Below are 25,083 nucleotides of genomic sequence, written 5' to 3' on the forward strand. Positions count from 1 at the left end.
AGCCACGACGCATTCTAGACGCGCCCAGTTCGGAAATTCAATTGACGCTTCATCATCATTTCTATAAATCTGGATATATGGAAACAGAAGAAGCAGTCCTCGCGCTCGCCGCCCTGTCACAATCGACCCGTCTGGAGGCGTTCCGGACGCTGGTCCGACACGAGCCCGACGGCCTTGCGGCCGGCGACCTCGCACGCCTGCTGGAAGTCCCGGCGAATACGCTTTCGGCTCATCTGTCGATTCTGACTCGCGCGCGTCTGGTGACCTCCGAGCGACACAGCCGTTCAATCGTCTATCGCGCCAACCTTGCGGAGTTCAGGGACGTTGCGGTTTTCCTGCTTCGGGATTGCTGCGGCGGCCGGCCGGAGATCTGCGAACCGGTCGTCGAGAGCCTTCAAGCCTGCTGCTCGCCAAAGCGAAAGGAGCGAAGCCGTGCCTGACCAGATGTACAATGTTTTGTTCCTGTGCACCGGCAATTCGGCGCGCTCGATCCTCGCCGAGTCGATCCTTCGCAAGGAGATCGGACGCTCCGGGGGCGCCACACATTCAACGCCGAAGGCCGGCTGATGGACAATTTCGACCTCTCGCGACGCCTCGCGGCCGAAGCGCTCGGCACCGGGATTCTCGTCGCCACCGTCGTCGGCTCCGGCATCATGGCCGAGACCCTGACCAAGGATGTCGCCCTTGCGCTTCTGTGCAATACCTTGCCGACCGGAGCCATTCTGGTCGTCCTGATCACCGTGCTCGGTCCGATCTCCGGCGCGCATTTCAATCCCGCTGTGACCCTCGTCTTCGCCGGCAAGCGCGAGCTTCCGGCAAACGAGGCCGTGCTCTACGTGGTCGCGCAGATCGCCGGTGGCATCGCGGGAACGATGGCCGCGCATCTGATGTTCGGACTTCCCCTGCTCGATTTCTCGACGAAGGTTCGAACGGGAGGGCCGCAATGGTTCGCCGAAGCGGTCGCCGCCTTCGGTCTGGTCGCGACGATCCTGGCCGGCATCCGATTTCAGCGGACCGCGGTTCCCTGGCTGGTGGGCCTCTACATCACGGCAGCCTACTGGTTCACGGCCTCCACGTCGTTTGCAAATCCGGCGGTGGCCATCGCGCGGTCGCTGACAAACACGTTCTCCGGCATTCGTCCGACCGACCTGCCCGGATTCATTCTTGCGGAGCTCTGCGGAGCATTCGCCGGCATGCTGTTGATGAACTGGCTGCTCGGGCACTCCAGGGCCCGCGGCCCCGTACAAATTGCGGAGACCACCCGATGAGCGTGACGATCTACCACAACCCCGACTGCGGCACCTCGCGCAACACGCTGGCGATGATCCGGCAGAGCGGCGCGGAGCCCACTGTCATCGAATATCTCGAGACCCCGCCGTCGCGCGAAACGCTCAAGCAACTGATCGCTGCGATGGGCATTCCGGTTCGCGCATTGCTGCGCGAGAAAGGCACGCCGTACAAGGAGCTGGGCCTCGCCGATCCCAAATGGACGGACGACCAGTTGATCGATCAGATGCTCGCGCATCCCATTCTCATCAACCGCCCGATCGTCGTGACCTCGAAGGGCACGCGCTTGTGCCGCCCTTCCGAGGCCGTCGCCGATCTCCTCGACAATCCGGTCGGCAGGTTCGTAAAGGAGGATGGCGAGGTGGTCGAAGCGCGATAGCGCAACTCACCGTCCCCAACGCTCTTCGGGCCGGTCGACCGGCATTATCGGAGGGCGAGTTGCACCACTGACGCCACCAGTGACAATCCCGCGAGCAGCAAGAGAGCCAGCACCGTGTTGCGGAAGGTCTCGTCGTTGATCTTGCCGAAGAGTTTGAAGCCGGACCAAAGGCCCGCGACCATGAAGGGAATGCCTGATGCGTACAGCGTCAGCGTTTCCTTCGTAATGGTGCCGGCTACGGCCTGAGAGCTCGAGATGACAACGAACGCCACGAACAGCACTGGCTGAAACACCGCGCGCTGCACGTCCTTGGGCCAGCCGCGCCATTGGCAGGAAATCGTCGAGATCACGCCGCCGAGCCCCGTCAGGCCGCCAAGCAAGCCGTTGGAGACGCCAATGGCGATATCGGCCCCGACTCCGATCTTCACCGGAGCGAATACGGGCTTCGTCAGGCCATAGACTGCGTAGAGCACCAGCAGGAGCCCCACACCGAATCGGAGGTAGCTGGGGTTCAGGTAAGCGAGAATGCTGACGCCGATCGGGATGCCGATGACGGTTCCGAGCGCGAGCGGCCAGGCCTTCCGAAGGTCGAGGAGATGTCGCAGCTTGAAGATGCCGTAGCCCTGCGTGAGCAAGCCGTAGCCTGCGATCAAGGTAGCGGTCTGCATCGGCGTGATGATGTGCAGCCATACGCCCGACACCACGAGGCCCATGGCGAATCCGGAAAAGCCGCTGACGAAGCCGCCGGCGAGCGCGGCAAGTGCGAAGAGAGCGAAGACAGGTCCATCCATGGGTCGTCTCCCCAAGAACAATGCAGGCGAGCACTTGGATGGATATCCATCTGATGGGGAGGTCGCGGGTCCCCGCAATCTTTGGCTCAACTCTTCGTGCTGGCAGTCTTGTCCAGGGCCGCGCGCAAGCCTTCGGCGAGCTTGACGGCGTCGTCGTTCGCCCAGAAGTGCATGAAGAAAAGTCGCGGCTGCTCATCCAGCATGTGGCTGTGCAGCGCGGTCACCTCGATGCCGTGCGTGCGCAGCGCCAGAATGACAGGGTTGACCTCGTCACCCGTCAGGACGAAGTCGCCCGTGATGGCCGCCTTCCCGCCCCCGGTCGGCTGGAAGTTGATTCCGATCGCAACGCCCATTGGAGCGACGGGGGTCAATGCCATGCCGTCCTGCGTGATTGGATCACGTCGCTTCACGTTGAATTGGTAGACGCCTCCGTTGGCCTGGCCTTTGACGCCGATGATCTGGTCGAGCTTCGCGGTGTCGAGGTCCACGGCCGGCGGCGGGCTCGCCGGCGCTGCGACAGTCAACGGAGTCTTGCTTTCGGCAAGTGCATCGTGGATCGCAGAGGCGAGCTTGACCGGGTCCCCGTGCCCGGCAACATGCATGTAGAACGTCGCCGGACTCGCGCGCAGCAGATGATTGTGGATGGCGGTGATCTCGAGGCCGTTCGCGATCATCTTCGCCATCACGGGATTGATCTCGGTTTCGAGCAGCACGAGGTCGCCCATGACCATGGCGCCGCCGTGTGCAGGTTTGAACGCGACCCAGCCGCCGAGCGCCAGCGCCGGCTTGATCGTCACGCCGTCCAACGTCACGGAGAGATCACTGCGGGGAAAGCCGTAGCGGTGGACGTCATCCGAGACGGCGGGCTTGCGGCCCAGCGTCTCGTCAACCTTCTGCCAGTCGACGTTCTGCGCTCGAGCCGCCGAGACCGAGCCAAGGAGGCTGGCGCCGAGACCGATGAACGCGAAGAGTGTGCTTCTCATTGATGTGCTCCCAAGTCTTGAAGCAGCTTCGGCGCGAGCGCCCCACAGCCGGGAATCGGCTGAGACGTCCCCGTCAATGCGTGCATCGATAAGCGCCGGCGCATTCGCCGTGCCGATCAGTCCAGATAATCTGTCGGAAGAAATGTATGATGCTGACATGTTGCGCCCTTGGTGGTTAAGGACGCGATACTTTGGCATGTCGCCTCACGGGGAGATCGCACATCCCCGTAGCGGCGAATTAAAGCCCAGATGGCCGAACTGTCAATCTGCTCATGTCCGGGAATGCAGAAGTCATCGGAGGCACGTCACGAGATTTCGCCGATCGGATGGAACGACGTCGATTGCACGGCAACTTGCCTTCGGCGAACGCGAGCCGGGTTCCAATCGGGTCCGGATCGTGCCCTAGCGATCCTCAGTCGGATGCACCCATTTGTACGGCGTGATGCTTTGCGTCGCGGTCAGCTTGATCATGTGGACGGGCGGTGCGGAACGCCCCTTTCGGCATGACCGGCACTTGAGCGACGCTTCCAGCTTCCAGATCGGCGTATCGCGCGGACGGCGGATCGCATCGAGCGGCAGGCTCGCACGCGCCTTGCACCTGTTGCATTCGACCTCGAGCCAGCCCATGCCGCCGTTGAGACATTGAGCGATCGTCGGGGACGGCTGCGAGGGGCCACCGTAGCCTTCCATGCGGACCGACCAGGCTTCGGCCTCGGCCCGATCGGCTTCACGGACGGCCTTCCTGGCTTCTTCGCGGGCGTGCCTGGCGGAAATCTCCGCCCCCATGATCCGGCCGCTCCAGATGACTTCCCGCGATTTGGTGCCCATGCCGTCACCAAAGCTGTGCCCGACAGCGTTGGCAAATTATCGATGGCTAGTGGGTCCGATCCGCAATTTGACACTGCGTGTCGTGGGTGTGGACAACCGACATCGCAGATTCTATCGCGAAGCGGTGCTGCACTCACCAAGGAACAGTCGCCTGCCCGCGCAGTTTCCTCAACTGGAGGAAACGCCGATGAAAACAACAACCCTGACTTTAGCGATCTTGCTGGCTTGCTCGACGAGCTATGCCTCGGCCCACAGCGCCAAACGCCACCACCATCACGGCTGGTTCAATTCGATGAACATGATGCACGGCCCCGGCCGGACGGCGGCGAGGACCGACCCGAACGGAACGGCCGGTGGCCCGACAAGCCTCAGCGGTACCGGCTTGTCGAAGTTCGGCGGACAAATTCCGGGAGCCAGTGGCGCAGCGCGGCAGTAAGCCTGCAAACCCGCGCGACGCCTTAAAACTGAAAGGGCGTGACCGACACAGAGAGTTTGCCGTCGGCCGATTTTTGCACGGCAAACTCGACCTCTTTCGAGGCCTTCACATCGCCTACGGTGACTGATATCGCGCCGCTGCATTGCAGGGTCCGCTTGCCGTTGCTGGACGAGGTCGTCACGATCTTCTCGCCGAGAAGGTAGAGCGGCTTGTTGTTTTCCAGGCTCGCTTTTGCAGTCGAGGTCCTGGCGGCGAATTCGACCAGCGGATTGCGATGATCGTCCGAAACGATATCGAGCACGGCCTTCCGTGTCTCAGGCGAATCGCACTCGGGCCTTGCGTCGCAGCCACTGAGAGACATGGCGATCGGCAAGCTCCAGAGGACGAGCAGCCGACTGGGACAAAACTGCATTCAATATGCTCTGGGTGGTTGAACACAGCGATCAACCCATCCGGGTAACCATCGTTCCTGCGGTCTCATCTGCCGGTGCCGGGCAAGCTCCGCTGCCCGGCCTATTCGGCGGCTTGCGAAACGCGCCCGGTCCATTCATCCGCAGGAGCCGATCGTTCGCCCGATGGAAGCCCCCGTCCCTTCACCAAGCCGAAAATTGCGGGGATCACGACCAGCGTCAGCAGTGTCGATGACGTCATGCCGCCGATCATCGGCACCGCAATGCGCTGCATGATCTCCGATCCGGCCCCGGTGCTCCACATGATCGGCAGCAGACCGGCCATGATGGCAACCACCGTCATCATCTTGGGCCGCACGCGCTCGACCGCGCCCACCATGATGGCGTCGTGGAGATCCCGGCGCGTCAGTGGCCTCGCCTCGGCGCTGCACCTGGACTTCACCTCGGCCAGCGCATGATCGAGGTAGATCAGCATGACGACACCCGTCTCGGCGGCGACGCCTGCGAGCGCGATGAAGCCGACCGCGACGGCAACGGACAGGTTGAAGCCGAGCCACCACATCATCCAGATGCCGCCGACCAGCGCGAACGGCAGCGACAGCATCACGATCAGCGTCTCGGTCATCGCCCGGAAGTTCAGGTACAGCAGCAGGAAGATGATCGTGAGCGTCACGGGCACCACGATCTTCAGCCGGGCCGCGGCGCGCTGCAGATATTCGTACTGGCCGCTCCACACGACGTAGGTGCCGGCGGGAAACCGGACGCTCTCCGTCACGGCGCGTTGCGCATCAGTGACGTAGCTTCCGATGTCGCGATCCCGGATATCGACATAGATGTAGGTCGCAAGCTGGCCGTTCTCCGTTCGGATCGACGTCGGCCCGCGCGCGGGTTCGACCTTCGCCACCTCGCCGAGCGGCACGGCGCCGCCCGACGGCATCGGCACCAGGATGTCGCTGGCGATGGCCTTGGGGTTGTCTCTGAGGTCACGCGGATAGCGCATGTTCACCGTGAACCGGCGCCGGCCCTCCACGGTCGTCGTGACCGTCTGACCGCCGAGCGCAGCCGCGATGGTGTCCTGGACGTCCTGGATCAGGATGCCGTAACGGGCGAGCGCCTCACGGTCGGGAACGATCTCGAGATAATAGCCGCCGATGCCGCGCTCGGCGTAGGCCGACGACGTGCCGGGCACGGTCTTGATGACGCGTTCGATCTGCTTCGCGAGCCGGTCGATCTCGACCAGGTCCGTGCCCATGACCTTGACGCCGACCGGCGTGCGGATTCCGGTGGAGAGCATGTCGATGCGCGCCTTGATCGGCATGGTCCAGGCATTGGAGACGCCCGGAAACTGCAACGCCTTGTCCATCTCGGCGATGAGACTGTCGACGGTCACGCCGGAACGCCACTGCTCCCTAGGCTTCAGGTTGACGACCGTCTCAAACATCTCGGTCGGAGCGGGATCGGTGGCAGTGGCGGCTCGTCCCGCCTTGCCGTAGACCGAAGCGACCTCCGGGAACGACTTGATGATGCGGTCCTGCATCTGCATCAGCTCGGCCGCCTTGGTGACCGAAATGCCGGGCAGCGTCGTTGGCATGTAGAGCAGCGTCCCCTCATTCAGCGCCGGCATGAACTCGGTGCCGAGCTGGCGCGCCGGCCAGATCGTCACCGCAAGCACGACGAGCGAAGCCAGGATGACCAGCGTCTTGGCGCGCAGAACCGCCTTGATCACGGGACGGTAGACCCAGATCAGGGCGCGATTGATGACGTTCCTGCTCTCCGGGACGATCCTGCCGCGGACGAAGATCACCATCAGCGCCGGCACCAGGGTGACGGACAGCAAGGCCGCGGCGGCCATGGAGAAGGTCTTCGTGAACGCCAGCGGGCTGAACAATCGGCCCTCCTGCGATTCCAGCGTGAAGATCGGCATGAACGACACAGTGATGATCAACAGGCTGAAGAAGAGCGCGGGGCCGACCTCGGATGCCGCGTCGATCAGGACCTGCACGCGCGACTGATCGGGCCTCGCCCGTTCGAGGTGCTTGTGTGCGTTCTCGATCATGACGATGGCGGCGTCCACCATGGCGCCGATCGCAATCGCGATGCCGCCGAGGCTCATGATGTTCGATCCGAGCCCGAGCAGCTTCATGGCGCCAAACGCCATCAACACGCCGACCGGCAACATCAGGATCGCGACGAGTGCGCTGCGGACATGCAGGAGAAACACGATGCAGACGAGCCCGACGACGATGCTCTCCTCGAACAGGGTATGCTTGAGGGTATCGATGGCCGCATAGATCAGGTTCGACCGGTCGTAGACCGGCACGATCTCGACCGATTTCGGCAGGCTGCTCGCGATCTCCCTGAAGCGCTTCTTGACGTTTTCGATCACGTCGAGGGCGTTGACGCCGAACCGCTGCAGCACGATGCCGCTTGCGACCTCGCCCTCGCCGTTCAATTCGGCGATGCCCCGCCGCTCGTCGGGCCCGAGCTCGACGTTGGCGACGTCCCGCAGCAGCACCGGGGTGCCGTTGCTCGTCTTCAGCACGATGTTGCCGAGATCGTTGATGCTCTTGATGTAGCCCTTGCCGCGGATGACGTATTCGAACTCGGAAAGCTCGACGGTGCGGCCGCCGACGTCGGCGTTGCTGGCGCGGATCGCCTCACGTATTTTTTGCATGCTGATGCCGCGGTCGCGCATCCGCTGCGGGTCGAGGACCACGTTGTACTGCTTGACGAAGCCGCCAACGCTGGCGACCTCGGCGACGCCTTCGGCCTTGGCCAGCGCGAACTTCAGATTCCAGTCCTGGATCGTGCGCGTGTCCGCCAGGTTCAATTCCTTCGATACGACGGCGTATTGGTAGACCCAGCCGACGCCGGTCGCGTCGGGCCCGATGGTCGGGGTGACGCCGGCGGGAAGCCTGGACGCCGCGCCGTTCAGGAATTCCATGACGCGCGACCGCGCCCAATAGATGTGGGTGCCGTCCTCGAAGATCACATAGACGAAGGAGACGCCGAAGAACGAGAAGCCGCGGACGACTTTCGATTTCGGCACGGTGAGCATCGCCGTCGTCAGCGGATAGGTGACCTGATCCTCGATCACCTGCGGCGCCTGGCCGGGATACTCGGTATAGACGATGACCTGCGTGTCCGAGAGATCCGGAATCGCATCCAGCGGAAGGTGAACCAGGGCATAGAGGCCGGCGGCGGCCGCGAAGCCGGTCCCGAATAGCACGAGCAGCAGATTGCGCGCCGACCAGGCGATGACGCGGGCGATCATTTTTGATCTCCCGTTGCATTGCCAGGGCCGGCGTCGGTGGCCTGGGACGCCGCCTCACCAAACCCCTTCAGCGCCGCCTTCAGGTTGCTTTCCGCATCGATCAGGAAGTTGGCGGAGGTCACCACCTCCTCGCCGTCCGAGAGACCCTGGCGCACCTCGACATAACCGCCGCCGCGACGGCCGAGCTTGACTTCCCGCGGCTCGAAGCGCCCTTCCCCCTTGTCGACGAGGACGGCCTGCCGGCTGCCGGTGTCGAGCACCGCGCTGTCCTGTATCGCCAGGACGGGCGTGGCATCGGCCGTGTCGATGTCGGCATCGACGTACATGTCGGGCAGCAGCACCGCGTCCGGATTGGCAAGCTCGATCCTGATGCGAACGGTTCGCGTGTCGCGGTTCACCTGCGGATAAACGACGGCGATTGTCCCGGTGAAGCTTCGGCCGTGGAAACTGCGCGCGCGCACCGCGACTGACTGCCCCACCGCGATGTTGCCGAGATCGCGCTCGGCCACGTCGACCAGCGCCCAGACGACCGAGGTGTCCGCGATCCGGAACAGCACGTCGCCGGGATTGGCCCGCATACCTTCGATCGCGTTGCGTTCGAGCACGACCCCGTCGCGCGGCGCAGACCAGCGTATGGCGACGGGCGCGGTGTGCGTCTTGTCCATCTCCGCGATGACGGACTCGGGAACGTCGAGATTGACCAGCCGCTGTCGCGAGCCGCGACCGTACATCTCGACACCGCCGACCGTCTTGGAGGTGATCGTCGCGAGATATTCCGCAGCCGCGGACGCCACGGCCGAACTGTAGATTTCCATCAGCGGCTGGCCGGCCTTCACGCGCGTGCCGGTGGTCACGTCGGCAACCTTCTGCACGAAGCTTTCGGCGCGCATCGCGATCACCGACACGCGGCGTTCATCGAGCTGGATCGTGCCGGGCGCCTTCACCGAGACCCGGATCGAGCGCCGCGCGACGGGCTCGGACTTCACGCCCGCGCGCTGGATCTTGCCGGGCGACAGCTTCACGGTGCCGTCGTCGGTGTCGTCGCCTTCGTAAACGGCGACATAGTCCATCCCCATCGGATCCTTCTTTGGGACGGTCGACGTATCGGGCAGCCCCATGGGATTGCGGTAGTAAAGGATTTTTCGCGGCGAAGCCGCCTGCGCCTTCGGCAGCGCCGGCGCGACGGCCGCTCCATCGTCGTCGTAGACCGGCAGATAGTCCCGCGCGCGGTCGTCCTTCTTCGGACCCGCAGACCAGAGCGGTGCACCACTTGGATCGCGGTAGTAGAGCGGCGTTCGCTCCGCGGCAGCCGCAGCCGACGTCATGTCGGCCTCGGCGAGCCAGCCCGCACCGTTCGAATGCCAGTAGTAACCGGCCAGGACCAGGCCACCGCCCAGCGCAAGAGCCGTCAGGAGACGCAGCGTTTTCATGTCGTGTATCCGCGCGCCCGGGAGCGCGCGTCCGTGTGAAGGAAAAAGGGGAATGTCGGGCGCCGCCGGGCAGCGCCCGAACGCTCACTTGATCGCCGTGACGATCACCTTGCCGGTGACGGTCTCCGGTTCGCCCTGCACCTTCACGGACAGCGTCATCTGGTAGCGGCCGGCCATCGGCAGGTCCGTCTTGAAGGCGTACACACCCGGCTCCCTGGACGGCAGCGGCGCGACCGCCGATTCCATCTCGGCCATCCCGTCCGGGGCCATGTCGAGGCGGGTCTTGAAGATGACCGCATCCGGTATCGGCTTGCCGGTCTGCTTGTTCGTCAGGCGAACGGCGAGCGTGACGTCTTCGCCCTTCTTCATCTGCGGAGTGACGGGCTCGAAGGCGTAGTCGCCCGCGCCCGCCATCGCGGTGGAAGCGGCAAGCGAAAGGGTGGCGGCGAGAGCCGCGGTGCTGATTTTGGAAAGCATTGTCCTGTCCTCATGAATTGATCTTTCGCCGTGGCGCGTGAAGCGCGCACGTCAGTCGTCGTCGCGAGCAGGCATGCCGCTCGCGTCTCGGGCTTTGCGAGATCAGATTCGAGGAGGTCGGAAAGGAGGACTGCCGCCGCGGAAGGAAACGACCTGATCCGGGGGAATAACCATCGTGCTGGCCATGACGGCGAGACGTTCGAACGCCACGGGCCGGACATCACCGAGCGCGATGATCCCGCCAACGCAGCAGAAACCCATCCCGCACTTGTAGCCGTCGCTATGGGAGCCCGTTCCCTTCATGTCGGGACAACACTCGTCCATCGACATGTCGGCGTCGCCGCTCATGTGCATGGCCGTCTGCATGCCGTCCGACGACATTGCGAGGTTCGCCGCGGACGCGCCGACCGGCAGCATCGCCAGAGATATGGCGATGGCGACTGCCAGGATGGTACGGACGAACTGCATCAATATCGACTTGCCTTGTCGGGCCGGAACACGGCCTCAGTAGCATATTCGGACACCAAAGGCAGTCATTGATCGTGGTCAAGGGTACGTTACCCAGGCTCGTCCGGAGGCCGGTTGGACGTTTCGACGCGGTCCTTCGGACTATCGTGCAAAACAGCAACACAAGGCCACCATCGACCAACCGGCCCGTCCAACAGCCCGCGCGGATGTTGACGCGCTCACCCCCGGATGCCAGTTTCGTGATCGGTAGTGTCCGCAAGGACTCTTCAAGGGAATGCGGTGCGTCCACCTCAGTGGGCAATTCCGCGGCTGCCCCCGCAACTGTAGGCGGATAGTCGACGACCAAACGAACCACTGGAGCCCCGTTTGGGCCTCTGGGAAGGCGGTCGAAGGCGATGACCCGCGAGCCAGGAAACCTGCTGCCAGCCATGGTCACGCGCGAACGCATTGGGCGGGGTGCCCTGATGTCGGACAAGTAGCCGGTGCATCCGCCGCCTGGGGCGAAGGTGGATGACTAAGGCAACCGCGGTGACGGTTTGTTTGCGTCGCCGCAGAGCGTTGTCGTGCAAGATCTTCATTTCCGTGCTGGCGCGAGGCCAGCGTTGTCGCATGCTTTCCTGATTACTCTGCTCGCGTCGGTGTCCTTATCGTCCGCGGCGCTCGCGCAAAGCGCGGCGGAGGACAACCGCTCCAGGGAGGTCGGCCCGGTGATCGTGTCGCCGCCTGCGCCGCGACAGGCTCCTGCCGTCAGCCCCGGCACTCAGAAGCAGCGCGCGGCCCGGCGCGCCGCGGGACGCAATCGTGGCGCCCCTGCTGTCGCCGTTCCGGCCACGCAAGCTCCGAGCGGCCCGGTGCAGACGCCGCTGAACACGGCCGCCGTCACCGACGTCGGCTCCCGGCTCGGGATCACGGCGCGCGAGATGCCGGCGACCGTCGAGGTCATCAGTCATCAGACGATGCAGGACCTGGGCATCCGGACCACGACCGACATCGCCAAGGCTGCAGTCGGCGTCACCGGCGGCGATGCGCCCGGCGCGCCCGCCATCTTCTCGATGCGTGGCTTTTCCGGCGACCAGATCTCCACGCTCTACAACGGCATCCCGATCGGGCCGTCGACCATGACCGGCCGTCCCATGGACGTGGCTGGCCTCCAGCAGGTCGAGATCATCAAGGGACCGGACTCGCTGGTGGCGGGCCTCGGTGCGACCGGCGGCGCCATCAACTACGTGAACAAGGCGCCGCACACCGGACCAATCGTCAACGACGCCTTCACCTCCTACGATTCCTTCAACGGCTATCGCGCCGGTTACGGATCGGGCGGCAGCACGCTGATCAACGGCCTCGACTACCGCTTCGACATCAGCCATTTCAACAACAAGGGCTTTATCGACGACACCTATTCGAAGCTCAGCAACGTATCGGGCCAGCTGAACTATCGCGTCAACGAGAACCTGAAGATCTGGGGCGCGACCGAATACAGGCAGGACAACGACCGCTTCTACTGGGGAACGCCGCTCGTGCCGGCGAACGCGCCGGGCATCGTGCCGACGTACGGCATCGTGTCCGGCCTCTGGAGCAACTATTACCTCGGCGGCGGCACGCCGGTCCCGGTCACCATCGACGCGCGCACGCTGACCACGAACTACAATGTGCTCGACAATCACAGCGGCGCCAACGAGCTCTGGCTGCGCAGCGGCTTTCAATGGGACATCACCAACAACATCTCGCTGAAAAGCCAGGTCTATGGCTATGACGCCCACCGGCACTGGTTCAACAACGAGATCTCGTCGTTTGACCAGACCGTAGGCAATTTCGCAGGCGCGCAGAGCATCTACCGCGAGCGCCTGGCGCTCGATCACGCGCAGCGGCTCTACGGCAACATCACCGACCTCACCGTCAATTCCAACGTCGGCGGAATGGACAATCGCTTCGTCGCCACCGTGGCGGCGAGCAGCAACCAGTTCAACGTCTCGCAGGACACGCTGTTCTTCAATGACTACGTCGACCTCCTCAACCCGGATCGGGGGTTCTATGGCCCACGCGCCGACGAGAAAATCTACACCCATCTCGACACCGCCTCGCTGTCGTTCGAGGACCGGCTCAAGCTGACCTCGACCTTCGCGCTGATCGGCGGCATCCGTTTTGAGAATATCGAGCTGTCGCGGACCCGCTTCGACGAGAATGGCCTTCTGAAAGCCAACTATCCTTTCTCGAAGACGTTCAATCCGGTCACCGGACGCATCGGCTACACCTGGGACATCGCGCCCGGCGTGATGCTTTACAGCCAGTACGCGACGGCAGCCGACCCGACGGTGGCGAACATCTTCATCCTCAGGCCCACGACGCCGCTGCTGCTCACGACGTCGCGGACCTACGAGACCGGCGTGAAGCTGCTGTCGGCCGACAAGCGCGCGGAGGCCACGTTCTCGGCCTTCGACATCGAGCGCAAGAACGTCTACGTCCCGGAAAGCGGCATCCTCTTCAACGTCGCCGGCAAGATGGCCTCCAAGGGCGTCGAGATTGCCGCCGCGGTCAATCCGGTCGCCGGCCTGAAACTATGGGGCAACGTCGCCTTCGTGCAGTCGCGCTTCATCGACTTCACCTATGTCGACGGCAATGGTGACTTCCAGTCCTATTCGGGCAAGACGCCGCCCAACGTTCCCAACTTCATCGCCAACGCCGGCGCCTCCTATCGCTTCGATACGAAACTGCCGGTGGAGATCGGCGGCCTCGTCCGTCACGTCGGCGACCGCTTCAACTTCCAGGACAATCTGGTCACGATGAACGCCTACACGATCTTCGACGCATACGCGTTCGTCGATATCCCAAAGGCGTATTTCCCGGGCGTCGACCAGACCCGGATCAGCTTTCGCGTGAGGAACCTGACCAACAAGCTCTACGCGGCGTGGGGCGATCCGGGTTACACCGACCAGATCATCCTGGGCGCGCCGCGCAGCTACGAGGTCGCGGCTTCGTTCAAATGGTAGTCGCGGATCAGTTCGCCCGCGCCGTGGCGGGAGTTGTCACGCGACAGTAGGACGCAATCGCAAATCGATTACGCCGTTGAAGCCGCAGGTCTCGAGAGCTATCGATCAACGAAACCTGCCTTTCATCGGGAGCATCGCATGAGCACCATCACCGGCGGCTGTCACTGTGGCGCGATCCGCTATCAGGTCGAGGGCGAAGCGATCGTGCACGCGCTGTGTCACTGCCGCGATTGCAGGCTTCACGCGGGCGCTCCCGTCGTCGGCTGGACGATGTACGCGGACGATGCCGTCAAGGTGACCAAGGGCGAGCCCAAGGTGTATCACTCCTCGGAACATGCCCGGCGGCACTTTTGCGGCGACTGCGGAACCGGCCTGTTTTACGTCAATGCCGACATGTTGCCCGGGGTCATCGACGTCCAGAGCGCGACCTACGACGATCCCGATGCCGTACCGGCGACGATGCACATCCAGGTCGCAGAGCGCCTTGGATGGATGGAGCGCGCGCACGAGCTGCCGACATTCGACCGCTATCCTCCGCCGCCGTAGCGGCGCGCGCCAAGCGTTCGCCGTCTGGATGGAACCGCACAAACACCATCTTGCAACGGCCTGACGATCTCACGTAGATTGATCGGCGTGGGGGCGAAGCAGACTCCCCGTGAGACCTCGGTCCAAGCTCTGCGCAGCACGCCATTCGTGGAGCTTGCGCATGGATACCGAACGCCACCCTCCTCTCCGTCATACCGTTGCCATCCTCTCCCGCGGCGACGCTGCCGCGCGCCGGGACACGACGGCGCAAAACAGCCGCTTCGTCCGCGTTTTCGAAGCTCTCGCCGCGGTCGGCATCGAAGCCCGGCCGGTGATCTACGACGAGATTTTCGCCGACGCCGTCCGCGATCAACTGCTCGCCGTCGATGGCGTGCTCGTCTGGGTCGATCCGATCCATCAGGGCAAGACGCGCGAGGCCCTCGACCCGCTGCTTCGCGACGTTGCGGCGCAAGGGCCATGGGTGAGCGCCCATCCCGACGTGATCCTGAAGATGGGCGTCAAGGACGTGCTCTACCGCACCCGTCATCTCGGCTGGGGAGCCGACACCCATCGCTATGACACCGCCGCAAGCTTCCGCGCCGAATTTCCCGCGCGCCTTCAGGCGAACGGTCCGCGCGTGCTCAAGCAAAATCGCGGCAATGGTGGCCAGGGGGTGTGGAAGGTGGAGGCCCTGCCCAACGCGGGCGCCATGGTTCGGGTGCTGCATGCCCAACGCGGCAGCCTGCCCGAGGACATGCCACTCGATGCCTTCCTCGCCCGCTGCGAGCCGTATTTCGGATGGGGTGGCTGCATCATCGACCAGGCGTTCCAACCCCGCCTGCCCGACGGCATGATCCGCTGCTACATGAGCGGCGCTAAGGTCGCGGGCTTCGGGCATCAATTGATCAAGGCCCTGATCCCGCCGCCGCCGGAAGGCCCGGACGCACCTGAGGCGCAGCCGGGCCCACGGATCATGCACGGACCCGATGCTTCGCAATTCCAGGCGCTCCGAAGGTCGATGGAGGACGAATGGACGCCGCAGCTGATGGACACGCTCGGCATCGACGAGCCGTCGCTGCCGGTGATCTGGGACGCGGACTTCCTGTACGGGCCCCGCAACGCCGCCGGCGCGGATACGTACGTTTTGTGCGAAATCAACGCGAGCTCCTGCTTCGCGATCCCCGAGGAGGCGCCGGCGGCAATCGCCCGAACGGTGAAGCACCGCTTGCTCCGGACTCAAACAGCGACTTCGGGCACATAGCGGCACAGCCGGGACGGCGCGATCAATGCGCACCGCAGCGGCAGCTTTCATAGGCGACGGGATCGTGGCTGTTGACGATGCTCACGCGGTTGCCGTGGTTGAGCTTCAGCGCGCGCAGCCGTGCCTGGTTGGCGATCCGCATCTTGCGATCCATGTCGCCCTTGCGCTGGAAATAGCCGAGCATCAGCGGCACGCGCGGCGACGGGTCGAGCTGGGCGTGGTGGAAATAGCTGTCGCCGGCATGCAGCAGCCATTTGTCACGTGATCGCACCGCGATGCCGCAATGGCCGAGCGTGTGGCCGGCGAGCGGGATCATCAGGATGTCGGCTTCCTTGTCACCGAGCGCGCGCACGCCCTTGAAGCCGAACCAGTCCTCGCCCGGCTCGTCGTAGAACTTCCAGCTTGGTCCGTGGCTCCACTGCCCCGTGACATAGCGCCCTTCGGGCGGCGCGGGCTTGCGTAACACCGCCATGTCGTATTCGGCGCGGTGGACGTGGATCGCGGCATGGGGAAAGTCCGGCACGCCGCCGGCGTGGTCGCGGTCGAGATGCGTCAGCAGCACGTGACGCACATCGCTGGGTGAGTAGCCGAGCGCTTTCACCTGCTCGACCGCCGTCTCCGCCGGATCCAGCCTCGGCGCGGTCTGGCGCAGCCACCGGCCACCCAGCCGATTGGGCGTTGCGATATCGCCGAGACCAATGCCGGTGTCGACCAGAGCGAGTCCGTCCTTCGTCTCGACCAGCAGGCAATGGCAGACCAGGCGCGCGCGCTGGAACAGGCCGCCGGTGCCGTTCACCAGGCGACGGCCCATCGGACACATCGTGCCGGTGTTGAGATGGTGGATCTTCATGGCGCGTTCCTGCTGTTGTGAGCAGGGTGTTCTTGCCACCGGGCGATCTATAGGTAAAATATCGAATATTGATACTATCTCTAGGCTTATCCTATGGACATCCGCGAGCTTCGCTACTTCGCCGCCGTGTACCGCGAGCGCAATCTGACCGCGGCGGCGCGCGCCTGTTTCGTATCGCAGCCGTCGATCTCGACCGCGATCACCCATCTGGAGGCCGAGCTCGGCACCACGCTGTTCATCCGGCACAAGAAGGGTGTCGCACCGACCGCCTCAGCCGAGCAGTTTCATGCGTTGGCCCGCCGCATCATCGACGAGGCGGACGCCGCACGCAGCCTGTTCAGGAAGCCGAATACGAAGACCACGGTGACGCTGGGACTGATGCGCACGCTCGACGTACCCCGAACGATCGCGCTGCTGAAGCCGCTGACGACGCGCACCGACATCGCGCTCCGCCTCGTCGGCCACGACGAGCGCGCCGATGCGCGCATCATCTCGAAGAGCATGCTGCGCGCCGACGAGCATTTCGTCGCGCTGTGGAGCGAGCGCTATGTCGCCGCACTTCCGCCCGCGCATCCGCTGACGCTGAAGGAGAAGCTGCGGACCTCCGATCTCGCCGGCGTTCCGCTGATCGACCGCTGCCATTGCGAGCAGAGCGAATTCTTCGGCCGGACGTCACGACGAAGGCAGACCGCGGCGATCGCGCAGTCCGAGGATTGGGCAATGGCGCTGGTCGCGGCCGGCGTCGGCATCGCCATCGTTCCGGAAGGCGTGGCGCGCGGCAATCCTGATGTCGTGGTGCGCGACATCGAGGTCAGGGTCAAACGCGAGGTCGGCCTGGCCTACCGCGCATCGGAGCCGCTGGCGGATGCGCTGAAGGATTTTGTCGGAAAACTTCAGAAGCAGCGGCGCAAGCCGGATCCGACCGGCCCACGGCGTAACAAACGCAGGAAGTCTTAACCCTTCGAGATGACCGCGCGACCGTAAGGAGGCTGCGCCTGGACCGGCGGATTGGCGGTCTGGGCTGCGAGTTCGCCGATCAGGCGGTCGGCATCGGCGGCCATGCCGTCGGGCGCCTGGATCACCAGACGCTCCAGCGCCCAGCGATAGGACGAGATGCGCTGCTCGAGGCACAGCTGCACCCACTGGATGATCAGCGAGTTCTCCCGCATGCGCGCGACCGCATCCTCCCTCTCCCTTGGCGAGAGTTCGGAGACGCGCGCCATGCTGGCATCGCGCTTCCTGTCGAGATCGATGACGCGGATCGCGGAGGCGAAGAACGGCTCGAAGCGGGTGATGTCGTTGCGCACGTCCTCGATCAGCTGCGCATAGCGCGAGGAATGCGAGCGATGCGGCTCGTCGATCAGCGTGCGCCCATACATGGTGCGGTCGAACACGACCTTCTGCTGCCAGGGTGACGGCAGCGGCTTGTAGTCGCCGAACACGCTCTTCCAGGCCGGCCGCGACAGCGGCGGCTCGATCATGGGATAGGCGAGATCGCGAAGCTGGCGCTCCGCGTCGGTGAGCTGGAATTGGGACGGCCTCAGGCCGAGGCTGCCGGTGGCCTCGGCCCCGAGCCACCGATGCATGTCGTCGCTGCGCATGTCAGCGCGGGTGCGGCCGAAATCGCCGCCGCTACAGGCAGCGAGGCTCGCGCCCATCAGCGCGAGCAGGACGGCCGTTACGACAGGCCGGATCTGGCGGATGGCATCCGGCATTGCAAAAGCCGGATGCTAGCGGCGGCGACGACGGCGCCCCGGCGCTGTGCCCTGCTCCGGCCCGCGATCGCCGCTGGTTTCTTCCGTCTGGCGTTCGATGCGGATCACGGGGAGGATCAAAATCGTTCCCGTTTCCGTGCGCGGCGTGGCATCCCCCGACGAGCCTGCCCGGCGACCGGCCGGAAATTCGATAATGGTCCCCATATCAGCTCTCTATCAATTGCCGCGCGACCGAGCGCGCTGGTGCAACGTGCGTTCATTAAGATCAGTTCATGGTTAACGGGATGTAAACGCGCCTGCCGGACCGTAACCTCACGGGCGGCGCTCCCGCGTCCCGTTGCGGGACGACAACACCTGAAATGATGGGGCCGACTTCACGCCTCGTTTTCCTTAACGAGCCTTTAAAGGAACCTGCGTTAGGCTCGCGGACGAGTATCTTTTCCAGGTCGCGTATCTCTCCATGACCAAGTCGCTGTTTCCCGGATTCGACGGGCTGATGAGCCTCTCCCGTCGCGAAGGCGTCGATGTTCGCCCGACGCTGCTGCGCGTGCTGACGGACCTCTATGTCCAGGCGCCCACCCACAGCGACGACGAGCAGCGCCAGTTCATCGAGCTTGCGACGCGGCTGATCGACCAGGTCGACGATGCGACGCGCGCGGCCGTCAAGGCGAAGCTTGCGATCTATCCGCAGACGCCCGTCCCGGTCCTGCAGAAACTCGGGCTGGTTGCCGCCCAGGAAGGCCGCAGGGTTCCGCTCGCACGCGAAATCGCGGCTCAGGCGCAGGCGGCTTCGCCTGCTCGCACGCCGACCGACGCCGAGTCGCGCATGGCCGCCAACATGGCGATGCAGCCGAAGGAAGCGGCCGAGATCCACGACATGTTCTTCCGCGCCGATGCGACCCAGCGCGCGCTGGTCCTGCACAATCTGGCGCAGACCCCGCTGAAAGCCGCGCCGCGGATTCCGACCGTGCGTGCCAAGCGCGCGATCCAGATCCTGGAGATGGCGGCAATCGCCAACGACATCGAGAATTTCACCTACGAGCTCGGCGACAGCCTGATCCTGCCCTCGCGCGTCGCCGCGCAGATCGTCGACGATGCCGGCGGCGAAGCGCTCGCGGTCGCCGCGCGGGCGCTCGACATGCCGAGCCCGAACTTCCAGCGCATCCTCCTGTTCTTCAAGCCGGAGATCGGCACGTCGGTCGATGCGGTGTACCGGTTGGCGCGGCTCTACGACCGGCTCAGCGACCGCTCCGCGCTGGTGATGCTGGCGGCCTGGCGCGGCTCGACGCTCGCCGTCACGCGCGCAAAATACCAGTCGTCGCTGCATGACAGCGAACGCCAGCGCGCGCGTGCTGGCGCCAACCAGACGCGGCCGGGCGTGCAGCCGGGCTCGGCGCCTGCGGTGCGGACGGGCACCGACGGATCGGACCGCTAGGTCTTCGCCAATTCGAGAAAGTGGCGCCCTGCGCGGTCCTCGGTCTCGACGATCCAGGCATCCGGATCGAAGCGGATTTCCTTGGTCAGGCGCTCCTCGATGGTGTGCTCCGGCAAGGGCTGCTGCGCGACCGGCACGAAGAAGCGATCGACCGGGCGGCCGTCGTCATAGACGGTCTGCGGCGCCGGCGCGTACAGCATCGCATTGCCGTCGAGCAGCGACACCTTCACGAATACCGCCCCCGCCTCCTCGGCACCGCGACGGCGCACCGCCCCGAACACGCCCTCGGTCTGGCACCGGCGCAGGTAGGCGGAAACCCAGATGTTTGATTTCAAACGCATGAACTAACCCGTGGCAGAATTGCGCTTACGCTTCACCACCTTGACGAGAGCTTCATCAATCCGGCTCTGCCAACCAGGCCCTTCCGCCTTGAAATAGTCGACCACGACAGGGCTCAGGCGCAAGGTCACCTGTCGTTTTGTCGGGGCTTTATTGGGGCCGCGGCCCTTGCGCATGCCCGGGAAGATCTCATCAAAAGTCTTCGCCCGAGCAAAGTCCTCCTTGGTCCATTCCGGATTATTACTCACCGCACGCACGTCGCGCGCAGTGTAACCCTTCTTAGCGGCGACTCTCTTCATAGAGTTCCCTTTCCTTCCTGCTGGCGGGACGCATGCTGACAATGCTGATGCCCTCGGTTCCGCGAGTTGCAAAGATGACCGAGATGACGCCACGAATGTTGATGCCGATCGCACGCCAGCGGTTGCGATACGTGGCCAAAACCAAAGCGTTGTCGAAGAAGGTCTCGTTGAGATCCGCGAAATCCATCCCGTGCTTGTCGAGATTGGCTCGGCGCTTTGGCTCGTCCCAAACGATCTTCACAAGGTTATTTTGTAACTACAAAATAACCTGAAGTCAATTGTGACCGGTTCCCGCCGCGCAAAGGGCAGTGAGGCTGGATCGGAATATCGACGCGCGCCGGCGCAGCGCTTATTCGACGGGATGGCCGATCGCGGCTCCGAGCTCGCGCAGCAGGCGGTCGGACACCTGACCCGTCACCTGCATCTTGTGCTCGCGCTCGAACTTCTGGATGGCCGACTGCGTCTCTGCGCCCATCGTGCCCGTGATCTTCAAATTGCCATAGCCGTATTCTGACAACGCACGCTGCACGCCGGCGATACGCCGCGCGGCCGGACTCTGCTGCACGGGAATCGGCGCCGGCGGACGCGCGATGGCGACGGAAGGCGGCGCCGACGTCGTTTGCTTGACCAGATTGGTCATCGGATCGCCCGAGCGCTGCGTCGATGCCGTCGCCTCGACGGGCTTTTCGGGTGGCTTCTCGGCGGCGCGCTCGGCAGGTTTGGGCTCGGCGCGGAACTCCGTCGCTCGCGGCTCCAGCGGCGAGGTATCGGCGCCGACCGGACGCGGACGCGGCAAGGGGTTCGACAACGGCACGGACGACGGCGCGGGAAGATTGATCACGGTGCCGAACATCGGCGCCGGATGCCGCCCGGTCTGAAGGAACAGCGCATTGGCGACGATCGCGCTGATTGCGGCGATGGCGACGAGACCGGCCAGCGTATCCTTGGGACTGTGCAGCAGGATGCGCATCGCAAGATTGCGCTCGGTCTCGACATCGATGACCGCGGCCTTCGCGCCACGGCGGCGCGGAGCAGCTTCGTCCTTGGCAGACTTCTTAGGCACTTTTCTTCACCAGAGCTGGTTGGTCGTGAGATTGGTCCTGAAGCTCCTGGCGCGGCACCGGCGTCAGCGTCGCGATCTTGCTCTCGGCCGCCATCCTATCAGACGTCTTGGCCTGCGGCGGCGTGTAGACGAGCGGCAGCCTGACGGTGACTGAGGTGCCCTCGCCGAGCCTGCTTTGTACAGTCAATTCGCCGAGATGCAACGCCACCAGACTCTTCACGATCGAAAGTCCGAGACCCGTGCCTTCGTGACGGCGCTGATAGGTCTTTCCGGCCTGGAAGAACGGTGCGCCGATGCGCTTGAGATCGTCCGCCGCAATGCCGACACCGGTGTCGCTGATGCGCAGCGTGAGCTGAGATCCGGACACCGCGGCGGATACGGTGACCTGACCGCCGCGCTCGGTGAACTTGATGGCGTTGGCGACGAGATTGAGCACGATCTGCTTGAAGGCGCGCGGATCGCCGGTCATGACAGGCAGGTCCTGCGGCGCATCGGTGATGAGGTCGATGCCGTTCTCCCGCGCCTTCAGCGCCAGCAGATTGCAGCAATGCATCAGAGAGGCGCGCGGCGCGAACGGTTCCGACGCAATCTCGAAATTGCCCGATTCCATCTTGGACATGTCGAGGATGCCGTTGACGACCGACAGCAGATGCTGGCCGGAATCGTTGATGAGCTGGGCATATTCCTTGCGCTGGGCCGCGCCCAGCATCAGGGTCTGCTCCTGCGCGATCATCTCGGAGAAGCCGATGATGGCGTTGAGCGGCGTGCGCAGCTCGTGGCTCATGGTGGCGAGGAAGCGCGTCTTGGCGGCATCGGCCGCTTCCGCGGCGCTGCGGGCCTGATCGAGCGCCTGCTCCGCGAGCTTGCGATCGGTGACGTCGCGCATCACGCCGACGACTTCCGCCTCGCGCGTGGCATCACCGTCAATATCCTGACGGCCGATATCCTGGTCGAGCGGCCGGCAGCGCATCTCGACCCAGATGAAATCGACCTGGCCACGCTCCGATCCGGCCGGCTCCCGCCGCAGCCGGAACTCGACGCTGCGCACGTCGCCGCGCGCGGCATCGGAGAGCGCGGTGAGATAGGCCGGACGATCGGCGACATGGACGCGGTCGAACAGGCCGTGGCCGAGCAGCTGCGCGACAGGCATGCCGAGCATGGCTTCCACCGCCGGCGAGATGAACTGCACCGCGCCGTTGCGCCGATGCCGCGAGATGACGTCGCTCATGTTGCGCGCCAGCAGGCGATAGCGCTCTTCCTCGCGCAACAGCAGCGCAACGCTGGTGCGCGCGAGCGATTCAGCGCCGAAGGCGAGGCCCGCGGCATAGAGCGTCGCCGATGCGACGCCGAACGCCATCAGCACGCCGCGTTCTGCGGCGCTGGCGTCTCCAGCCGGTAGCCAGCCGAGCTGGCCGGCAAGGATCAGGACACCGGCGCAGGACAGCGCAAGCAGGGAGGCGAAGGCCGCGACGCGGCGCGAGGCCGACAACGCGGCTTCCAGAGGAACCACGACCAGCCAGATCGCGGCGAATGATTCGATGCCGCCGGTGGTGCCGGCAACCGCCATGATCAGGCCGGCGAGCGCCAGCGACGACAGCACGTGGGCGCCTTCATAGCGACCGGTGCGCGACAGGAACCATGACAGGAGAATGGGGGCGATCAGCCACGCGAAGGCGGCGACCTCGATTGCGCCGGGCGCGCCGCGCGTGGCGAGATAGACCGGGAATGCGGCAAACGCTGCCAGGCTGCCGAGCAGCCGCGGCGCCATGAAGGCACGATGGCGCGCTCGCGTCAGCGCGTCGTAACGCGCGGAGGGATGCAGCAGTGCATCGAGACAATCGCGGATGATACTCAAAACTGTCACGGGTCTCGCGCTTCGGCCCACTCGTCGAGAAGACGCGCCGGAACGCCTCCTTATCGTTGAGCCACCGTGTCAGAGCGACCTTAAACGAGTGCTAAGGCAATGCGGCCCACCGCCGGACACTGTGTCATCGCGGAGATTTTTAAGCGATTTGACCACGTCATCATCGGGGATGGTGAACACAGGGTTTCACCAGTCCCCGCATGGTTTCGAATTGGTGGACAAGCGGCGCCAGCGCAATCACGGGCTCCGGCGTCAATCGAAAATTTACGACGTGGCGGCTCGGGAAGATTCTTGCGTAGATTTTCCGCGAATTAAGCGGAAGGCAATCACTTGCGATTTATCGAGAGTTGCTAGGTCCGACGCCTCGCGGGCATCGCCGCGGCGGGATCTAACATACAGGTCGATAAGATGCGCTTTCTGCTCCGCATCACATTCTGGCTCGGGCTGGTGCTGGTGCTCCTGCCACGGGACAAGACGCCCGAATCGGAAAAGCTGCCGCAGATCGGCGCCGCCGATGCGGTGCAGGCTGCGACCGCGGCCGTCTCCGACGTGACCCAGTTCTGCAAGCGCCAGCCGGCGGCCTGCGAGGTCGGCGGCCAGGCCGCGACCATCATCGGCCAGCGCGCACAGGACGGCGCGAAGAAGATCTACCAGATCATCAACGACAAGAAAGAGCAGCTCGAGAAGACCGACAAGAAGGCGCCCGATCATACCGGCTCGATCGCGCTGGCCGGCGAAGGCGATGCCGCCTCGAGCGAGGCGCCGCGCGACACCCTGAGCCAGGACGACCTCGCGCTGGAATGGCGGGGACCTGCGGCGGCGCAGGCGAATTAGCGCCCAAACCCTATCGATTTCACGTCCTCGCATCCTTATATTGGCCTGAACGGGAACATTGGGCCAGCATGACGACGATCGACGAAATCAGGGATAATTTCGAGCTTCTGGACGAGTGGGACGACCGCTACCGGTACGTCATCGAGCTCGGCCGCACCCTGGAACCGATGCCCGAGTCCGAGCATTCGGCCGAGAACAAGGTGAATGGCTGCGTCAGCCAGGTCTGGCTCCAGAAGCTGGTCGATCGCGATGGCGGCGCGCCGATCCTGAAATATCGTGGCGACAGTGACGCCCACATCGTGCGCGGACTGGTCGCGATCGTGCTCTCGCTTTACTCCGGCCGCACGCCGCAGGAGATTCTTGCGACCGACGCGATCGCGGTGTTCAACGAGTTCGGCTTTCGCGATCATCTGACGCCGCAGCGCTCCAACGGCCTGCGCTCGATGGTCGAACGTATCAAGACCGACGCGAAAGAGGCGCTCGCGGAAGCGTCCTGAAGCAGCATCGTAGGGTGGGCAAAGCGGAGCGTGCCCACCATTCTGAGTGCAATCGAAGAAGGCTGGTGGGCACGGCGCAAGAGCGCCTTTGCCCACCCTACGAGATCCGAGGCCGGACTACTTCCGCTTCCGCTGCTGCTGCCCCAGTCCCATCTGCTTTGCCAGTTGCGAGCGCGCCACCGCGTAGTTCGGCGCGACCATGGGATAGTCGGCCGGCAGGCCCCATTTCTCGCGATATTGCTCGGGCGTCATGTTGTACTGGGTGCGCAGATGGCGCTTCAGCGACTTGAAGCGCTTGCCGTCTTCCAGACAGACCAGATAGTCCGGCGCGATCGACTTCTTCAGCGACACCGCCGGCTTGGCCGGCTCGAGCGGCGCGGTCTCGGTGCGGCCTGACGAGACGCGCACCAGGGCGCCATGCACCTGGCTGATCAGGTTCGGGATATCGGCCGCCGGCGTCGGGTTGTTGCCGACATAGGCGGACACGATGCTCGCCGTCAGCTCGATGAAATTCTTAGCCCCGTTATCCGACATGGGCCCGACCTTTCCCTGACCTTGCGTCTCGCCGGAGAGACGACGCCTAAGTATTCCGTGTCAACAATACATTCGGCCGAAATAAGACGACTGACGAATATGAGCTGATTACTGACG

General features: G+C 64.3%; 28 protein-coding genes, 1 pseudogene and 1 riboswitch. Of the genes and pseudogenes, 12 read left to right on the top strand and 17 right to left on the bottom strand.

The annotated features are described in order from the left end of the window. Positions 1–77: 77 nt before the first annotated feature. The 4 genes and pseudogenes from AC5ZFO_RS43670 to arsC all read left to right on the top strand — a co-directional run bounded on the left by AC5ZFO_RS43670 (position 78) and on the right by arsC (position 1,666). Positions 78–440 carry an ArsR/SmtB family transcription factor gene (locus tag AC5ZFO_RS43670; protein WP_282518970.1) on the top strand — a complete coding sequence of 121 codons (363 nt, stop codon included), beginning with the start codon at positions 78–80 and terminating at the stop codon, positions 438–440. Continuing rightward, a pseudogene (locus AC5ZFO_RS43675) lies at positions 433–558 on the top strand (arsenate-mycothiol transferase ArsC); the annotation flags it as partial. The gene AC5ZFO_RS43670 and the pseudogene AC5ZFO_RS43675, both read left to right, overlap by 8 nt. A gap of 8 nt (positions 559–566) precedes the next feature. Further along, positions 567–1,268 (top strand): aquaporin, encoded by a 702-nt coding sequence (locus AC5ZFO_RS43680; RefSeq protein ID WP_282518827.1) that lies wholly within the window; start codon positions 567–569, stop codon positions 1,266–1,268. Then, the gene (gene arsC, locus AC5ZFO_RS43685; RefSeq protein ID WP_282518828.1) at positions 1,265–1,666 is read left to right on the top strand and encodes an arsenate reductase (glutaredoxin); all 402 of its coding nucleotides are present in this window, start codon (positions 1,265–1,267) and stop codon (positions 1,664–1,666) included. Before AC5ZFO_RS43680 ends, arsC begins: the two co-directional genes overlap by 4 nt. Before the next feature lie 44 nt (positions 1,667–1,710). Here the strand turns inward: arsC and AC5ZFO_RS43690 are convergent, their stop codons facing one another. From AC5ZFO_RS43690 to AC5ZFO_RS43700, 3 genes are all read right to left on the bottom strand, one after another. Beyond that, complete coding sequence (locus AC5ZFO_RS43690) at positions 1,711–2,457, bottom strand: sulfite exporter TauE/SafE family protein (RefSeq protein WP_282518829.1); 747 nt, start codon at positions 2,455–2,457, stop codon at positions 1,711–1,713. 86 nt (positions 2,458–2,543) lie between these two features. Next, entirely contained in the window at positions 2,544–3,440 is an 897-nt protein-coding gene (locus AC5ZFO_RS43695) for a DUF1259 domain-containing protein (protein ID WP_282518830.1), read from the bottom strand. A gap of 402 nt (positions 3,441–3,842) precedes the next feature. Then, the gene (locus tag AC5ZFO_RS43700) at positions 3,843–4,268 is read right to left on the bottom strand and encodes a hypothetical protein (protein WP_282518831.1); all 426 of its coding nucleotides are present in this window, start codon (positions 4,266–4,268) and stop codon (positions 3,843–3,845) included. Between the two features lie 187 nt (positions 4,269–4,455). Here AC5ZFO_RS43700 and AC5ZFO_RS43705 point away from each other — a divergent pair, with 187 nt between their 5' ends. After that, positions 4,456–4,704 carry a hypothetical protein gene (locus AC5ZFO_RS43705; RefSeq protein WP_282518832.1) on the top strand — a complete coding sequence of 83 codons (249 nt, stop codon included), beginning with the start codon at positions 4,456–4,458 and terminating at the stop codon, positions 4,702–4,704. Between the two features lie 22 nt (positions 4,705–4,726). Here AC5ZFO_RS43705 and AC5ZFO_RS43710 read toward each other — a convergent pair whose 3' ends face one another. The 5 genes from AC5ZFO_RS43710 to AC5ZFO_RS43730 form a co-directional block, all read right to left on the bottom strand. Further along, positions 4,727–5,005, bottom strand: coding sequence for a hypothetical protein (locus tag AC5ZFO_RS43710; protein WP_496123792.1), 279 nt, complete (start codon positions 5,003–5,005; stop codon positions 4,727–4,729). A 212-nt stretch (positions 5,006–5,217) separates the two neighbouring features. Further along, complete coding sequence (locus tag AC5ZFO_RS43715) at positions 5,218–8,388, bottom strand: efflux RND transporter permease subunit (protein WP_496123793.1); 3,171 nt, start codon at positions 8,386–8,388, stop codon at positions 5,218–5,220. Then, positions 8,385–9,818, bottom strand: coding sequence for an efflux RND transporter periplasmic adaptor subunit (locus AC5ZFO_RS43720; RefSeq protein ID WP_282518835.1), 1,434 nt, complete (start codon positions 9,816–9,818; stop codon positions 8,385–8,387). Before AC5ZFO_RS43720 ends, AC5ZFO_RS43715 begins: the two co-directional genes overlap by 4 nt. 84 nt (positions 9,819–9,902) lie before the next feature. After that, the gene (locus tag AC5ZFO_RS43725; RefSeq protein WP_282518836.1) at positions 9,903–10,295 is read right to left on the bottom strand and encodes a FixH family protein; all 393 of its coding nucleotides are present in this window, start codon (positions 10,293–10,295) and stop codon (positions 9,903–9,905) included. A gap of 102 nt (positions 10,296–10,397) precedes the next feature. After that, entirely contained in the window at positions 10,398–10,763 is a 366-nt protein-coding gene (locus AC5ZFO_RS43730) for a hypothetical protein (RefSeq protein WP_282518971.1), read from the bottom strand. Between the two features lie 230 nt (positions 10,764–10,993). Continuing rightward, a riboswitch (cobalamin riboswitch) is annotated at positions 10,994–11,201 on the top strand. A gap of 164 nt (positions 11,202–11,365) precedes the next feature. Between AC5ZFO_RS43730 and AC5ZFO_RS43735 the strand changes: the two genes are divergently transcribed. From AC5ZFO_RS43735 to AC5ZFO_RS43745, 3 genes are all read left to right on the top strand, one after another. Beyond that, positions 11,366–13,750, top strand: a complete 2,385-nt coding sequence (locus AC5ZFO_RS43735; protein WP_282518837.1) for a TonB-dependent receptor — start codon at positions 11,366–11,368, stop codon at positions 13,748–13,750. Positions 13,751–13,888: 138 nt separating this feature from the next. Then, positions 13,889–14,296: a GFA family protein gene (locus tag AC5ZFO_RS43740; protein ID WP_212482841.1), complete on the top strand. Its 408-nt coding sequence runs from the start codon at positions 13,889–13,891 to the stop codon at positions 14,294–14,296. A 160-nt stretch (positions 14,297–14,456) separates the two neighbouring features. Beyond that, positions 14,457–15,536, top strand: coding sequence for a Cj0069 family protein (locus AC5ZFO_RS43745; RefSeq protein ID WP_282518839.1), 1,080 nt, complete (start codon positions 14,457–14,459; stop codon positions 15,534–15,536). A 22-nt stretch (positions 15,537–15,558) separates the two neighbouring features. Here AC5ZFO_RS43745 and AC5ZFO_RS43750 read toward each other — a convergent pair whose 3' ends face one another. Further along, entirely contained in the window at positions 15,559–16,386 is an 828-nt protein-coding gene (locus tag AC5ZFO_RS43750; protein ID WP_282518840.1) for an MBL fold metallo-hydrolase, read from the bottom strand. A gap of 93 nt (positions 16,387–16,479) precedes the next feature. Between AC5ZFO_RS43750 and AC5ZFO_RS43755 the strand changes: the two genes are divergently transcribed. Beyond that, positions 16,480–17,343 carry a LysR family transcriptional regulator gene (locus tag AC5ZFO_RS43755; RefSeq protein ID WP_282518841.1) on the top strand — a complete coding sequence of 288 codons (864 nt, stop codon included), beginning with the start codon at positions 16,480–16,482 and terminating at the stop codon, positions 17,341–17,343. Here the strand turns inward: AC5ZFO_RS43755 and AC5ZFO_RS43760 are convergent. Then, positions 17,340–18,101 (bottom strand): hypothetical protein, encoded by a 762-nt coding sequence (locus AC5ZFO_RS43760; RefSeq protein WP_282518842.1) that lies wholly within the window; start codon positions 18,099–18,101, stop codon positions 17,340–17,342. The two genes, AC5ZFO_RS43755 and AC5ZFO_RS43760, sit on opposite strands and share 4 nt — an antisense overlap. A 15-nt stretch (positions 18,102–18,116) precedes the next feature. Then, positions 18,117–18,305, bottom strand: coding sequence for a hypothetical protein (locus AC5ZFO_RS43765; protein WP_014496746.1), 189 nt, complete (start codon positions 18,303–18,305; stop codon positions 18,117–18,119). A gap of 256 nt (positions 18,306–18,561) precedes the next feature. On the opposite strand from AC5ZFO_RS43765, the gene AC5ZFO_RS43770 reads away from it, so the two are divergent. After that, positions 18,562–19,536, top strand: a complete 975-nt coding sequence (locus tag AC5ZFO_RS43770) for a DUF2336 domain-containing protein (protein WP_282518843.1) — start codon at positions 18,562–18,564, stop codon at positions 19,534–19,536. Here the strand turns inward: AC5ZFO_RS43770 and AC5ZFO_RS43775 are convergent. The 5 genes from AC5ZFO_RS43775 to AC5ZFO_RS43795 form a co-directional block, all read right to left on the bottom strand. After that, a complete protein-coding gene (locus tag AC5ZFO_RS43775) occupies positions 19,533–19,877 on the bottom strand; it encodes a DUF1491 family protein (protein WP_028159699.1) in 345 nt (114 codons plus the stop codon). The two genes, AC5ZFO_RS43770 and AC5ZFO_RS43775, sit on opposite strands and share 4 nt — an antisense overlap. Positions 19,878–19,880: 3 nt before the next feature. After that, positions 19,881–20,174 (bottom strand): BrnA antitoxin family protein, encoded by a 294-nt coding sequence (locus tag AC5ZFO_RS43780; protein WP_282518844.1) that lies wholly within the window; start codon positions 20,172–20,174, stop codon positions 19,881–19,883. Beyond that, on the bottom strand, positions 20,155–20,415 hold the full coding sequence (locus AC5ZFO_RS43785) for a BrnT family toxin (protein ID WP_282518845.1): 261 nt from the start codon (positions 20,413–20,415) through the stop codon (positions 20,155–20,157). Before AC5ZFO_RS43785 ends, AC5ZFO_RS43780 begins: the two co-directional genes overlap by 20 nt. A 108-nt stretch (positions 20,416–20,523) precedes the next feature. Further along, positions 20,524–21,237: a peptidoglycan-binding domain-containing protein gene (locus AC5ZFO_RS43790; protein WP_282518846.1), complete on the bottom strand. Its 714-nt coding sequence runs from the start codon at positions 21,235–21,237 to the stop codon at positions 20,524–20,526. Beyond that, the gene (locus tag AC5ZFO_RS43795; protein ID WP_282518847.1) at positions 21,230–23,101 is read right to left on the bottom strand and encodes a PAS domain-containing sensor histidine kinase; all 1,872 of its coding nucleotides are present in this window, start codon (positions 23,099–23,101) and stop codon (positions 21,230–21,232) included. The genes AC5ZFO_RS43790 and AC5ZFO_RS43795 overlap by 8 nt, the downstream gene beginning before the upstream one ends. A gap of 408 nt (positions 23,102–23,509) precedes the next feature. Between AC5ZFO_RS43795 and AC5ZFO_RS43800 the strand changes: the two genes are divergently transcribed. Continuing rightward, entirely contained in the window at positions 23,510–23,935 is a 426-nt protein-coding gene (locus AC5ZFO_RS43800; RefSeq protein ID WP_282518848.1) for a DUF5330 domain-containing protein, read from the top strand. Between the two features lie 68 nt (positions 23,936–24,003). Further along, positions 24,004–24,432, top strand: a complete 429-nt coding sequence (locus AC5ZFO_RS43805) for a SufE family protein (RefSeq protein WP_282518849.1) — start codon at positions 24,004–24,006, stop codon at positions 24,430–24,432. Between the two features lie 117 nt (positions 24,433–24,549). On the opposite strand, the gene AC5ZFO_RS43810 is transcribed toward AC5ZFO_RS43805, so the two are convergent. Beyond that, positions 24,550–24,966: a Ros/MucR family transcriptional regulator gene (locus tag AC5ZFO_RS43810; RefSeq protein ID WP_063984587.1), complete on the bottom strand. Its 417-nt coding sequence runs from the start codon at positions 24,964–24,966 to the stop codon at positions 24,550–24,552. Between the last annotated feature and the right edge of the window lie 117 nt (positions 24,967–25,083).

It is taken from the genome of Bradyrhizobium sp. Unk1 (assembly GCF_059512345.1).

Coding starts and splice junctions, on each gene's coding strand:
- AC5ZFO_RS43800 (WP_282518848.1), top strand. CDS start 23,510: ATGCGCTTTCTGCTCCGCATCACATTCTGGCTCGGGCTGGTGCTGGTG.
- AC5ZFO_RS43755 (WP_282518841.1), top strand. CDS start 16,480: ATGGACATCCGCGAGCTTCGCTACTTCGCCGCCGTGTACCGCGAGCGC.
- AC5ZFO_RS43670 (WP_282518970.1), top strand. CDS start 78: ATGGAAACAGAAGAAGCAGTCCTCGCGCTCGCCGCCCTGTCACAATCG.
- AC5ZFO_RS43745 (WP_282518839.1), top strand. CDS start 14,457: ATGGATACCGAACGCCACCCTCCTCTCCGTCATACCGTTGCCATCCTC.
- AC5ZFO_RS43780 (WP_282518844.1), bottom strand. CDS start 20,174: ATGAAGAGAGTCGCCGCTAAGAAGGGTTACACTGCGCGCGACGTGCGT.
- AC5ZFO_RS43700 (WP_282518831.1), bottom strand. CDS start 4,268: ATGGGCACCAAATCGCGGGAAGTCATCTGGAGCGGCCGGATCATGGGG.
- AC5ZFO_RS43705 (WP_282518832.1), top strand. CDS start 4,456: ATGAAAACAACAACCCTGACTTTAGCGATCTTGCTGGCTTGCTCGACG.
- AC5ZFO_RS43730 (WP_282518971.1), bottom strand. CDS start 10,763: ATGCAGTTCGTCCGTACCATCCTGGCAGTCGCCATCGCCATATCTCTG.
- AC5ZFO_RS43680 (WP_282518827.1), top strand. CDS start 567: ATGGACAATTTCGACCTCTCGCGACGCCTCGCGGCCGAAGCGCTCGGC.
- AC5ZFO_RS43740 (WP_212482841.1), top strand. CDS start 13,889: ATGAGCACCATCACCGGCGGCTGTCACTGTGGCGCGATCCGCTATCAG.
- AC5ZFO_RS43810 (WP_063984587.1), bottom strand. CDS start 24,966: ATGTCGGATAACGGGGCTAAGAATTTCATCGAGCTGACGGCGAGCATC.
- arsC (WP_282518828.1), top strand. CDS start 1,265: ATGAGCGTGACGATCTACCACAACCCCGACTGCGGCACCTCGCGCAAC.
- AC5ZFO_RS43725 (WP_282518836.1), bottom strand. CDS start 10,295: ATGCTTTCCAAAATCAGCACCGCGGCTCTCGCCGCCACCCTTTCGCTT.
- AC5ZFO_RS43750 (WP_282518840.1), bottom strand. CDS start 16,386: ATGAAGATCCACCATCTCAACACCGGCACGATGTGTCCGATGGGCCGT.
- AC5ZFO_RS43760 (WP_282518842.1), bottom strand. CDS start 18,101: ATGCCGGATGCCATCCGCCAGATCCGGCCTGTCGTAACGGCCGTCCTG.
- AC5ZFO_RS43690 (WP_282518829.1), bottom strand. CDS start 2,457: ATGGATGGACCTGTCTTCGCTCTCTTCGCACTTGCCGCGCTCGCCGGC.
- AC5ZFO_RS43765 (WP_014496746.1), bottom strand. CDS start 18,305: ATGGGGACCATTATCGAATTTCCGGCCGGTCGCCGGGCAGGCTCGTCG.
- AC5ZFO_RS43775 (WP_028159699.1), bottom strand. CDS start 19,877: ATGCGTTTGAAATCAAACATCTGGGTTTCCGCCTACCTGCGCCGGTGC.
- AC5ZFO_RS43715 (WP_496123793.1), bottom strand. CDS start 8,388: ATGATCGCCCGCGTCATCGCCTGGTCGGCGCGCAATCTGCTGCTCGTG.
- AC5ZFO_RS43805 (WP_282518849.1), top strand. CDS start 24,004: ATGACGACGATCGACGAAATCAGGGATAATTTCGAGCTTCTGGACGAG.
- AC5ZFO_RS43770 (WP_282518843.1), top strand. CDS start 18,562: ATGACCAAGTCGCTGTTTCCCGGATTCGACGGGCTGATGAGCCTCTCC.
- AC5ZFO_RS43695 (WP_282518830.1), bottom strand. CDS start 3,440: ATGAGAAGCACACTCTTCGCGTTCATCGGTCTCGGCGCCAGCCTCCTT.
- AC5ZFO_RS43720 (WP_282518835.1), bottom strand. CDS start 9,818: ATGAAAACGCTGCGTCTCCTGACGGCTCTTGCGCTGGGCGGTGGCCTG.